10 protein-coding genes and 1 pseudogene are annotated in these 11,112 nt (G+C 49.5%); 5 read left to right on the plus strand and 6 right to left on the minus strand.

Annotated features, from left to right (window positions below):
* Nucleotides 1-97: 97 nt before the first annotated feature.
* The 4 genes from sanA to preA all read left to right on the plus strand — a co-directional run bounded on the left by sanA (nt 98) and on the right by preA (nt 3,723).
* The gene (gene sanA / locus A9587_RS19595; protein WP_000920076.1) at nt 98-817 is read left to right on the plus strand and encodes an outer membrane permeability protein SanA; all 720 of its coding nucleotides are present in this window, start codon (nt 98-100) and stop codon (nt 815-817) included.
* A 2-nt stretch (nt 818-819) separates the two neighbouring features.
* The gene (locus tag A9587_RS19600; protein ID WP_001516705.1) at nt 820-1,059 is read left to right on the plus strand and encodes a DUF2542 family protein; all 240 of its coding nucleotides are present in this window, start codon (nt 820-822) and stop codon (nt 1,057-1,059) included.
* Between the two features lie 196 nt (nt 1,060-1,255).
* The gene (locus tag A9587_RS19605; RefSeq protein ID WP_105263646.1) at nt 1,256-2,494 is read left to right on the plus strand and encodes an NAD(P)-dependent oxidoreductase; all 1,239 of its coding nucleotides are present in this window, start codon (nt 1,256-1,258) and stop codon (nt 2,492-2,494) included.
* Nucleotides 2,488-3,723: an NAD-dependent dihydropyrimidine dehydrogenase subunit PreA gene (gene preA / locus A9587_RS19610; protein WP_000956081.1), complete on the plus strand. Its 1,236-nt coding sequence runs from the start codon at nt 2,488-2,490 to the stop codon at nt 3,721-3,723. The genes A9587_RS19605 and preA overlap by 7 nt, the downstream gene beginning before the upstream one ends.
* A gap of 104 nt (nt 3,724-3,827) precedes the next feature.
* Here preA and mglC read toward each other — a convergent pair whose 3' ends face one another.
* The 6 genes from mglC to folE all read right to left on the minus strand — a co-directional run bounded on the left by mglC (nt 3,828) and on the right by folE (nt 10,736).
* Nucleotides 3,828-4,838: a galactose/methyl galactoside ABC transporter permease MglC gene (gene mglC, locus A9587_RS19615; protein ID WP_105263645.1), complete on the minus strand. Its 1,011-nt coding sequence runs from the start codon at nt 4,836-4,838 to the stop codon at nt 3,828-3,830.
* Between the two features lie 15 nt (nt 4,839-4,853).
* Nucleotides 4,854-6,374, minus strand: coding sequence for a galactose/methyl galactoside ABC transporter ATP-binding protein MglA (mglA, locus tag A9587_RS19620; protein WP_000255047.1), 1,521 nt, complete (start codon nt 6,372-6,374; stop codon nt 4,854-4,856).
* 60 nt (nt 6,375-6,434) lie between these two features.
* On the minus strand, nt 6,435-7,433 hold the full coding sequence (gene mglB / locus A9587_RS19625) for a galactose/glucose ABC transporter substrate-binding protein MglB (protein ID WP_105263644.1): 999 nt from the start codon (nt 7,431-7,433) through the stop codon (nt 6,435-6,437).
* 278 nt (nt 7,434-7,711) lie between these two features.
* Nucleotides 7,712-8,752 (minus strand): HTH-type transcriptional regulator GalS, encoded by a 1,041-nt coding sequence (galS, locus tag A9587_RS19630; protein WP_016248965.1) that lies wholly within the window; start codon nt 8,750-8,752, stop codon nt 7,712-7,714.
* Nucleotides 8,753-8,893: 141 nt separating this feature from the next.
* The gene (gene yeiB / locus A9587_RS19640) at nt 8,894-10,051 is read right to left on the minus strand and encodes a DUF418 domain-containing protein YeiB (RefSeq protein ID WP_105263642.1); all 1,158 of its coding nucleotides are present in this window, start codon (nt 10,049-10,051) and stop codon (nt 8,894-8,896) included.
* Between the two features lie 16 nt (nt 10,052-10,067).
* Nucleotides 10,068-10,736 (minus strand): GTP cyclohydrolase I FolE, encoded by a 669-nt coding sequence (gene folE / locus A9587_RS19645; RefSeq protein WP_001139613.1) that lies wholly within the window; start codon nt 10,734-10,736, stop codon nt 10,068-10,070.
* Nucleotides 10,737-10,993: 257 nt separating this feature from the next.
* Between folE and A9587_RS19655 the strand changes: the two are divergent.
* Nucleotides 10,994-11,112: pseudogene (locus A9587_RS19655) on the plus strand (S-formylglutathione hydrolase); the annotation flags it as partial.

The following is an 11,112-nucleotide window of genomic DNA, read 5'->3' on the forward strand; positions in this document are numbered from 1 at the left end:
CTGGTGTCGAAAATCCCGGCAAACAGTTTGCCGTTTCTTGCGCAAAGCCCACAGGTAAAGTAGCCTGATTGAAATTCCCCAAGATCGAGTTTTCAGCATGTTAAAGCGCGTGTTCTACAGCCTGTTAGTCCTGATCGGCTTGCTGCTGTTGACAGTGCTCGGCCTCGACCGCTGGATGAGCTGGAAAACTGCGCCTTATATCTACGATGAATTGCAGGATCTCCCCTACCGCCAGGTCGGCGTGGTACTTGGCACGGCAAAATATTATCGTACTGGGGTGATTAATCAGTATTACCGCTACCGTATTCAGGGTGCAATAAATGCCTATAACAGCGGTAAGGTGAATTATCTATTACTTAGCGGTGATAACGCATTACAGAGTTATAACGAACCGATGACCATGCGCAAAGATTTAATTGCCGCTGGCGTCGATCCGGCTGATATTGTTCTCGACTACGCCGGTTTTCGTACCCTGGATTCCATCGTGCGTACACGCAAGGTGTTCGATACCAACGACTTCATTATTATTACTCAGCGCTTCCACTGTGAGCGGGCATTATTTATCGCTCTGCATATGGGTATTCAGGCGCAGTGTTATGCCGTACCGTCACCAAAAGATATGTGGTCAGTACGTATTCGCGAATTTGCCGCCCGCTTCGGTGCGCTGGCTGACCTTTATATTTTTAAACGTGAACCGCGCTTTTTAGGACCACTGGTCCCTATTCCGGCAATGCACCAGGTGCCCGAAGATGCGCAGGGTTATCCCGCCGTCACGCCAGAACAGTTACTTGAATTACAAAAGAAACAAGGAAAGTAGTTATGGATGTTCAGCAGTTTTTTGTCATTGCCGTTTTTTTCCTTATCCCGGTATTTTGTTTTCGCGAAGCATGGAAAGGCTGGCGTGCTGGCGCAATTGATAAACGGGTTAAAAATGTGCCGGAACCGGTGTATGTCTGGCGTGAAAAAAATCCCGCTCTCTTCTTTGCTTATATAGTGGCGTATAGCGGCTTCGGTATTTTATCCATCGGTATGATTATTTATCTTATTTTTTACCGATAATATTATTTCTCGCCCACTGTTAACTATTGAGAATAATTATTATTTCCCCCGCTAAGCTGCGGATATAACATTCTGAACCGCAGCTATTTGTGAATCTTTTCACAGTTTAAATTCCCCCGCACGCTTAGCCTTAATATCAGCACGTTATATTTACTATACGTTCGCCTTAATTACCCATAGCATTAAGGAAGATCACATGCCGCAACAAAATTATCTGGATGAACTCGCTCCGGCTTTTACGCCTTTACTGGCGATTAAAGAAGCCTCTCGTTGTTTATTATGCCACGACGCCCCTTGCAGCCAGGCGTGCCCGGCGCAAACCGATCCGGGAAAATTTATTCGCTCAATCTATTTTCGTAATTTTAAAGGCGCTGCCGAGACTATTCGCGAAAATAATGCCCTCGGTGCCGTTTGTGCCAGAGTGTGCCCCACAGAAAAATTATGCCAGAGCGGTTGTACCCGCGCAGGTGTCGATGATCCGATTGATATTGCTCGCTTACAGCGTTTTGTTACTGATTTCGAACAACAAACCGGAATGGAAATTTATCAACCGGGCAGTAAGACGCTTGGTAAAGTAGCGATTATCGGTGCTGGCCCTGCTGGGCTGCAGGCCAGCGTGACGCTAACCAACCTGGGTTACGACGTCACGGTTTACGAAAAAGAAGTACAACCAGGCGGCTGGTTGCGTAACGGCATTCCACAATTCCGTTTGCCGCAGTCGGTGCTGGATGCGGAAATCACCCGTATCGAAAAAATGGGTGTAACTATTAAGTGCAACTGTGAAATTGGCAAAACGCTCTCGCTGGAGCAACTGAAAGCAGAAAACCGCGCGGTACTGGTAACCGTGGGGTTATCGCGTGGTTCCACCCTGCCGCTGTTTGAGCATAGCGACGTTGAGATTGCCGTCGATTTCCTGCAACGCGCACGCCTGGCACAAGGCGATATCAGCATTCCACAAAGCGCATTAATTATTGGCGGCGGCGATGTCGCGATGGACGTTGCCAGTACGCTGAAAGTTCTCGGTTGTCCGGCGGTGACCTGCGTGGCGCGTGAAGAGTTAGATGTGTTTCCGGCAAGCAAGAAAGAGTTCACCGGTGCTCAGAAATTGGGGGTATCGATTATCGATGGCTTTACGCCTGTGGCGGTAGATGGCAATAAAGTGACGTTTAAACATGTTCGTTTACCGGGCGAGCTGACGATGGCGGCAGACAAAATTATTCTCGCCATCGGTCAACATGCCGAACTTACCGCTTTTGCTACACTGGAACCCCAACGTAATACTATCGAAACGAAAAATTACCAGACCCGTGACCCGCAACTGTTTGCCGCTGGCGATATTGTTGAGGGTGATAAAACCGTGGTCTATGCCGTGAAGACCGGGAAAGAAGCCGCCGAGGCGATCCATCACTATTTAGAGGGAGCTTGCTCATGTTAACGAAAGATCTTTCTATTACCTTTTGCGGCGTGAAGTTTCCCAACCCGTTCTGCCTCTCTTCTTCGCCAGTAGGCAATTGCTATGAGATGTGTGCCAAAGCCTACGACACCGGCTGGGGCGGCGTGGTATTCAAAACTATCGGCTTTTTTATCGCTAACGAGGTTTCGCCACGTTTTGATCATCTGGTGAAAGAAGATACCGGTTTTATTGGCTTCAAAAATATGGAGCAGATTGCCGAACATCCGCTGGAAGAGAATCTGACCGCTCTGCGTCGGCTGAAAGAGGATTACCCGGACAAAGTGCTGATCGCCTCGATCATGGGAGAAAATGAGCAACAATGGGAAGATCTGGCGCGTCTGGTGCAAGAAGCTGGCGCGGATATGATCGAATGTAATTTCTCCTGCCCGCAGATGACTTCTCATGCGATGGGTAGCGATGTCGGGCAAAGCCCGGAACTGGTAGAGAAATATTGTCGGGCGGTGAAACGTGGTTCAACGCTGCCGATGCTGGCGAAGATGACGCCGAATATCGGTGATATGTGCGAAGTGGCGCTGGCGGCTAAGCGTGGCGGTGCAGATGGCATTGCAGCGATTAACACCGTTAAATCCATCACCAATATCGATCTGAATCAGAAAATCGGTATGCCGATCGTTAACGGTAAATCGAGTATTTCCGGTTATTCCGGTAAAGCGGTGAAACCGATCGCCCTGCGCTTTATTCAGCAAATGCGCACGCATCCGGAGCTGCGCGATTTCCCGATCAGCGGTATTGGCGGCATTGAAACCTGGGAAGACGCGGCAGAGTTTTTATTGCTCGGCGCGGCTACACTGCAAGTGACCACCGGAATTATGCAGTACGGTTATCGGATTGTGGAAGATATGGCGAGCGGGTTATCGCATTATCTTGCCGATCAGGGATTTGACTCGTTACAGGAGATGGTGGGTCTGGCGAATCACAATATTGTCCCGGCGGAAGATTTAGACCGCAGTTATATCGTCTATCCCCATATCAATCTTGATAAGTGTGTCGGCTGCGGGCGCTGTTATATTTCCTGCTACGACGGTGGTCACCAGGCGATGGAATGGGATGAGAAAACACGCACGCCACATTGTAATACCGAGAAATGCGTCGGTTGTTTGCTTTGCGGTCATGTTTGCCCGGTTAGCTGTATTGATCTCGGGGAAGTGAAGTTTAAGAAGGGAGAGAAAGAACATCCGGTAACGTTGTAGGACGGATAGTAGGGCGGATAAGACGCACCAGCGTCGCATCCGACATTTGACACCGACTGCCGGATGCGGCGTAAACGTCGCATCCGGTAATGCCCAAATTCACATCACTTCTTACGCGCGTACTTCAGGGAATCCAGCGCCACGGCGAAGATAATGATCGCCCCTTTGATGATGTACTGCCAGTACGGGTTGACGCCGATATAGGTCAGACCGTAGTTGATGACCGTAAAGATAATGACCCCGGTCACCACGCCAACGACCGTACCCACGCCGCCGCTAAACGATACACCGCCCACCACGCACGCCGCGATAGCATCCAGCTCATACATAAAGCCGAGGTTGTTGGTGGCAGAGCCGATACGTCCGGCTTCTAACATCCCACCAAAGGCATAGAACACGCCAGACAACGCATAAATCATCAGCAGATTCAGGCCGACGTTAACACCAGAAACTTTCGCCGCTTCCGGGTTGCCGCCAATAGCAAAAATATTCTTGCCGAAACGGGTTTTGTTCCACAGCACCCAGACAAACGCCACGGCAATCAGCGCGTAGAAGGTGATGTAAGATAGCCGGAAACTCCCCAGCGCAATAAACCCCTGGGCAAAGGTGGAGAAGCCGCTATCAAAACCGGAAATCGGTGACGCACCAACAAAGTCGTAATAGAGCGAGTTGATACCGTAGACGATAATCATCGTGCCGAGCGTGGTAATGAACGGCGTCACGTTGAGGTAAGCGATAATCAGACCGTTGATCAAACCGATAACCGCGCCAATGGCACAGACTATCAGAATAACCAGCGCAATCGGCATGGTCGCCATTTCGGGGAATACTTTGTTGGCGTTATCCATCGATTGTAACAAGGTAGCCGCCACCACCGCCGCCAGCCCTACCTGACGACCAGCAGAAAGGTCAGTTCCCTGGGTGACAATTAACCCTGCCACGCCGAGCGCGATAATAATACGCACCGATGATTGGGTAAGAATATTACTTAAGTTCAACAGACTTAAGAATGTTGGGTCCTGGAAAATAATAATAGCCAGCAAAACTAAAAGAACGACGTAAATACCACCTTCTTTCAGGTAAGTAAGAAAACTTTTCTTATTTAACGCACTCATGGGAAGCCCCTAATCTTAAAGGTGCAAAGACGCAAGACGCAGAATTTCGTTTTGCGTTGTTGTTTTTGTATCGACAATGCCGGAAACGAGACCATTGCTCATTACCAGAATACGGTCCGTTATCCCTAACAACTCTGGCATTTCAGAGGAGATAATAATTATCCCCTTGCCTTTTTTCGCCAGCTCGGCAATTAATTGATAAATTTCAAACTTCGCGCCAACATCAATGCCACGCGTCGGTTCGTCGAGCATTAATATTTCCGGTTGCGTTAGCAGCCAGCGCCCAATAATGACTTTTTGCTGATTACCGCCGGAGAGTGAACCAATTTGCGTACGATGACCCGGCGTTTTTACCCTCATCGAATCAATGACCCACTGGGTGTCGCTTTTCATCCGCGAATTATCCAGCAGCCCCACTTTGTTTTTGTAGTTGCGAATATTAGAAATTAACGAGTTAAAGCCAATATCCAGGTAAGCATAAATCCCCGTTGAGCGGCGCTCTTCGGTGACCAGCGCGAACCCATGGTTAATGGCTTCGTTGGCATTATGGTTATTAATCTTTTTGCCGTGCAGTGTAATGGTGCCGGAAGATTTCTCACGGATCCCAAACAAGGTTTCGACAATATCGGTACGTTTCGCACCTACCAGCCCGGCAATACCGAGGATCTCCCCTTTATGCAGATCAAACGAGACATCGCGAATTGACGGCTGACGCAGTGACGTCAGGTTACGCACTTCAAGGATCACTTCGCCAGGTTTGTTTTGCTTATCCGGGAAACGCTGATTAAGAGAACGGCCAACCATCATGGCGATGATCTTGTCCATCGTCAGCCCCGCCAGCGGCTCGGTAGCGATCCACTGTCCGTCGCGCAGTACGGTGACTTCATCACATAACTGGAATATCTCTTCCATTTTATGCGAGATATAGACAATACCGCAGCCGCGTTCTTTTAATTTACGAATAATGGTAAACAGATGATTGACTTCTTTTTCAGTTAATGAAGAAGTTGGTTCATCCATAATGACTATTTTCGCGTTATAGGAAAATGCTTTGGCGATTTCAATCATCTGCATTTGTGAAACGGACAACGTACCAACGCGCGCACGCGGATCGATATCAATATCCAGTTCGTCAAATATCGCTTTGGTTTCGCGGTACATTTTATCCTGGTCGACAAACATCCCTTTGGTGGGATATCGCCCCAACCACATGTTGTCCATGACCGAACGCTGTAATACCAGGTTTAACTCCTGGTGTACCATCGAAATACCATTTTCCAGGGCTTCTTTGGCTGAGTGAAAATCGATTTCCTTACCCTGGAATAAAATAGTGCCGGAGTCTTTTTGATAGATACCAAACAGGCATTTTAATAATGTCGATTTTCCTGCGCCATTCTCCCCCATTAACGCATGAATGGAGTGTGGTCGCACTTTTAAATTAACGTTATCAAGTGCCTTAACGCCTGGAAAAGACTTGTTGATACCGCTCATTTCCAACAAGTATTCTCCTGATGACGGAGTCGTTGAGCTGACCATATAATTTTACCTTGTTGGCCATACAATAAGGGCGCAGTGAATGACTGCGCCCAATCAGTCTTATTTCTTGCTGAATTTAGCCAGATTGTCTTTATCTACGCCAACATAAGGAACGCGGACAACTTTATTGTCGATTTTCCAGTTGGTGCCGTCAGCGGCTCCCTTGCCATCAGCCAGATTTTTCGCCAGATCAAAGGTCGCTTTCGCCTGGTTGTTAGCATCGTTCAGCACGGTGCCAGCCAGTGCACCAGATTTCACCAGTGCCAGAGCTTCTGGCAGCGCATCGACGCCAAACACCGGAATGCTGGACTTGTTGTGTGCTTTCAGAGCTTCAACCGCGCCCATTGCCATCGCATCGTTGTTTGCGATAACCACTTCGATTTTGTTGGCGTTCGGGCCAGACAGCCAGGCGTCCATCTTATCTTTCGCCTGAGCGGTATCCCACATTGCGGTATCTAACTGTAACTGTTCAGTTTTAATGCCTTTGTCGTTTAGCTCTTTGATGACATACGTAGTGCGCGCTTCTGCATCCGGATGACCCGGTTCGCCTTTCAGCAGTACGAACTGAATCTGACCGTCTTTGTTGAGATCCCAACCCTGATTCGCCGCCCAGTGTTTAGCAATCAAATCGCCCTGAATAATCCCGGATTCTTTCGAATCGGTGCCAACGTAGTAGGCTTTGTCGTAACTATCCAGCGCCTTACGGGAAGGTTCTTTATTGAAGAAAACGATTGGCACGTTTTGTCCGCGCGCTTTCTCAATCACCGTACCCGCAGCAGCCGGGTCAACCAGGTTGATTGCCAGCGCCTTCACCCCTTTCGCCAACAGCACGTCAATCTGATCGTTCTGCTTGGACTGATCATTCTGTGAATCATTCATCAGCAACTGGACGTCTGGCGCGGCTTTCGCATCTTGTTCGATAGCCTTACGCACTACAGACATAAAGTTATCGTCATATTTATAAATCGTCACACCAATACGGGTATCAGCAGCGTGTGCAGCGGCACCGAATAACATGCTGGCCATCACAGCAGACAGGGTTAACACCTTCTTATTCATGGTATCTCCGGTTTTTCTTATGCAGGGTAGTGCTTGAGATAAATGCTCGGCGGGGCAGTATGGTTAATGAAGTGTTACTGAACGCCGAAGCTCACGTTTTAAAATTCGTTCTTCCATGTCCGGTAACGCTCCAGAAAACAGCTTTAATTGTTGTTATGACGCTATACCTCGATAAAAGTGAATTTCCACTGTTACACATAGGTTACAACGTTAAAACGGTGCAATCATAACCACTGCATTGTTAACATACTGTGAAATCACTCACAGATTGAAAGCGGTTACATCGCGTGATTTGTTGAGTTAGTGATCGCCGCCGCATTCTGGCGTATAGCAACAGAATGACGACGCACTAACGTCGGCATAAAACAGTGACTGGCACGCAGATCAATGTTGCCTGCGGCCCCCTGTAATGCCAGTTCGGTGGCCATTTTCGCCATTGAAGCAATGGGATAACGTACGGTTGTTAACTGCGGGTCGGTGTAACGGGCGATGGGGATATCATCAAAACCGATGATCGAGAGATGTAACGGGATAGCAATACCATTGTCTTTTAACGCTGTCAGTGCGCCAGCGGCCATATTGTCGTTATAGGCGAACACCGCGGTGAGTTGCAGATTACGCCCCAGCAGTTCAACCATCGCAGCTTCGCCGCCGGGCATATCTGGCGTACCGGTGCCGATCCAACTCTCTGGCGGAATAATATCCTGCTCTTTCAGCGCGCTCATCCAACCGGCTTTGCGCATCGCGTCATCTTCAATACCGTGGCTGGAAGAAAGATAACCGATACGCTGATGACCGTTATTCAGTAACATGCGCGTCGCCATTCGGGCACCGCTGATATTATCCAGGCAGACGCAGCGATGGGCGTAACCCGGCACAACGCGATTGATTAACACCATGCCGGGAATGTTGTCCATAAACTGCACCAGTTCGTCGTCACTTAACGCTTTTGAGTGAACGATCAACGCATTACAACGCTGGCGGATTAGCACCTCAATGGCGTGCCGCTCTTTTTCCGCTTCATGATAGCTATTGCCGATTAGCACATATTTCTGGTGTTGCTGGGCGACAAGATCAACGGCTTTCACCAGCGCACCGAAAAAGGCGTCGGAGACATCCATCACCACCACGCCAATAGTCTCGCTCACCTGAGTTGCCAGCGCCTGGGCATTGGCGTTTGGTCTGTAGTCCAACTCGCTCACTGCTTTCATAACCGCTTCACGCGTGTCCGCACTTACCAGAGCGCTGTTATTTAGCACCCGGGAAACCGTTGCCACAGAGACGCCAGCCTGACGCGCTACATCACGAATGGTGATCATATTCACTACCTGTTGTGAGATTGCAGTAAGTTACTGCTTGCTGGCGGCTATTTTGTCAGCACTGAATACAGGACTTCGTGAATCGAGTCACAGCAATGGAAACGGTTACAACCATTTTGTTAATGAATGTGATCCAGATCGTTATCTGGATGTTTTGGATAATGCAGATCCGGCAGCGCGCAAGGTTAACTGACGCCATAACCATTCTACCGGCCCCTGGCGGAAGTAACGCAACCAGATAACAGAGAAGAGAATATTCGCCAGCCATACTGGAATAACAAACACCAGCAGTTCCAGACGGTCAAACTGCATAAACAAACCGAGGTGGTAAAACAGTGTGGTACAAATCAGCGTTTGCAGCAGGTAGTTGGTCAGCGCCATCCGCCCAACGCAAGCAATCGCCAGCACCAGCTTAAAGCGGCTTAATTGCGGCCAAAAGCCGAACAGTAACGAGGCATAGCCAATCGCCTGAAATGGCGCACTCAGTTCTCGTGGCATCTGGAGTAAGAAGGCGCACCAGCGATATGCCCAGTCCAGCCGCCATTGTAGTGCGATAGCAGGAAGGTTAATCATCACCCCAATTGCCACCAGCACAAAACCGGTACGGCGATAGTGGCGCAGGCTGTACTGCCCTTTCAGCCAACCACTACGCATCAATGCCGCGCCAATCAACATCATCCCCGCCAGTTGCCAGCCATACTGCGCTCCCAGGGCCAGCAAACTGTTCCCTACCCCGTCGGCGCGGTTACTGATGGCTTCAACGCCGCCGTGAAGTTTCCAGTATTTTTCATACAAAATGGCGGATGCATCCGGTGTCCAGGCACGGCTGGTCTGGCTATCGGAAATCACCCCCAACAACAGCAAAACACCAAGCCCTATCAGATAAAGCATGACGCCGGTGTTAAACAGGCTTTTTACCGATGGCGCATCGCGCACCAGTCGCCAACTGATTAAGCCCACCAACCCGTAAGCCAGCAGGATATCGCCGTCCCAGAATAATAAACCGTGAATAAAGCCCAGCAAGACCAGCAGTGTTAGACGTGACTGGATCCAACGTCTGCCACGCGGCAGCAACATTTGCAGACCGGCACCAAACAGCAACGCAAAAAGCGTGAGGAATTTCACCTGGCCGATAAGATCGAGAAAAGCCCAGCTCCAGGCATCCTGCGGTGTAATGGTGCCGTACCAGGCGGGATTGAGATAAGCCGCCTTTGGGAGTCCAAAGGCGCTGATGTTGAGAAGCAGGATCCCCAGAATGGCGACGCCGCGAACAAAATCGAGCGTGACGTTGCGCTCCATGGTTCCTGCCTTTTAATCAGTTGTGATGACGCACAGCGCGCAAAAACTCGTGGCGCGTATTCTGACTGGATTTGAACAAACCACCGAGGGAAGTCGTTGTCGTGGCGCTGGTCGCGTCGCGAATACCACGCGCTTTTACGCAGTAATGCACCGCGTCGATAGAGACCGCCACGTTATTGGTGCCCAGCAGCGTTTGTAGCGCAATGAGAATTTGCTGGGTCAGACGTTCCTGTACCTGCGGACGCTGGGCAAAGAACTGCACAATGCGGTTAATTTTCGACAGGCCGATGACCGAATCTTTCGGGATGTAGGCCACCGTCGCTTTGCCATCAATAGTGACAAAATGGTGTTCACAAGTGCTGGTCAGGGTGATATCGCGCACGGTGACCATTTCATCGACCTTCATTTTATTTTCAATGAGGGTGATTTTCGGGAAGTTGGCGTAATCCAGACCGGAGAAAATTTCATCGACATACATTTTGGCGATGCGATGCGGCGTTTCCATCAAACTGTCATCAGCCAGGTCGAGATTCAATAACTGCATGATTTCGGTCATATGACCGGCAATAAGGCTTTTGCGCGTTTCGTTATCCATTTCATGCACGGGCGGGCGTAGCGGTGTTTCAAGTCCTCGCGCAACCAACGCTTCATGAACCAGGGCCGCTTCTTTACTGAGTGATGGCATTTATGATTTCTCCTGCAGGTGTGACGCCTCCGCCCTGCGTGGGGGCAAAGTTATTAAGCTGATTCGCAGCCTGATTATTGTGCGTGAGGTGGCGCACATAATCCAGTATTCACAGCGATAATTATTGTAATTGCCGCTGCCTTTCAGCCGTAGATGTTAAAACATCGTTATGCATATGCGGAAGTGAAAGTTACTCACAACACACTGAATAAACGGTATGATGAAAAAATTGCAAACAACATAACAAGGAGCCACGCATGGAAATGCTCGAAGAGCATCGCTGTTTTGAAGGCTGGCAGCAACGCTGGCGACATGACTCCAGTACCTTAAACTGCCCGATGACGTTCAGTATCTTTCTCCCACCGCCCCGCGATAA

Origin of the sequence: Escherichia sp. MOD1-EC6162, from assembly GCF_002965125.1 — a bacterium.
In the GTDB taxonomy this organism is placed as follows: domain Bacteria; phylum Pseudomonadota; class Gammaproteobacteria; order Enterobacterales; family Enterobacteriaceae; genus Escherichia; species Escherichia marmotae.

Coding starts and splice junctions, on each gene's coding strand:
- sanA (WP_000920076.1), top strand. CDS start 98: ATGTTAAAGCGCGTGTTCTACAGCCTGTTAGTCCTGATCGGCTTGCTG.
- A9587_RS19600 (WP_001516705.1), top strand. CDS start 820: ATGGATGTTCAGCAGTTTTTTGTCATTGCCGTTTTTTTCCTTATCCCG.
- A9587_RS19605 (WP_105263646.1), top strand. CDS start 1,256: ATGCCGCAACAAAATTATCTGGATGAACTCGCTCCGGCTTTTACGCCT.
- preA (WP_000956081.1), top strand. CDS start 2,488: ATGTTAACGAAAGATCTTTCTATTACCTTTTGCGGCGTGAAGTTTCCC.
- mglC (WP_105263645.1), bottom strand. CDS start 4,838: ATGAGTGCGTTAAATAAGAAAAGTTTTCTTACTTACCTGAAAGAAGGT.
- mglA (WP_000255047.1), bottom strand. CDS start 6,374: ATGGTCAGCTCAACGACTCCGTCATCAGGAGAATACTTGTTGGAAATG.
- mglB (WP_105263644.1), bottom strand. CDS start 7,433: ATGAATAAGAAGGTGTTAACCCTGTCTGCTGTGATGGCCAGCATGTTA.
- galS (WP_016248965.1), bottom strand. CDS start 8,752: ATGATCACCATTCGTGATGTAGCGCGTCAGGCTGGCGTCTCTGTGGCA.
- yeiB (WP_105263642.1), bottom strand. CDS start 10,051: ATGGAGCGCAACGTCACGCTCGATTTTGTTCGCGGCGTCGCCATTCTG.
- folE (WP_001139613.1), bottom strand. CDS start 10,736: ATGCCATCACTCAGTAAAGAAGCGGCCCTGGTTCATGAAGCGTTGGTT.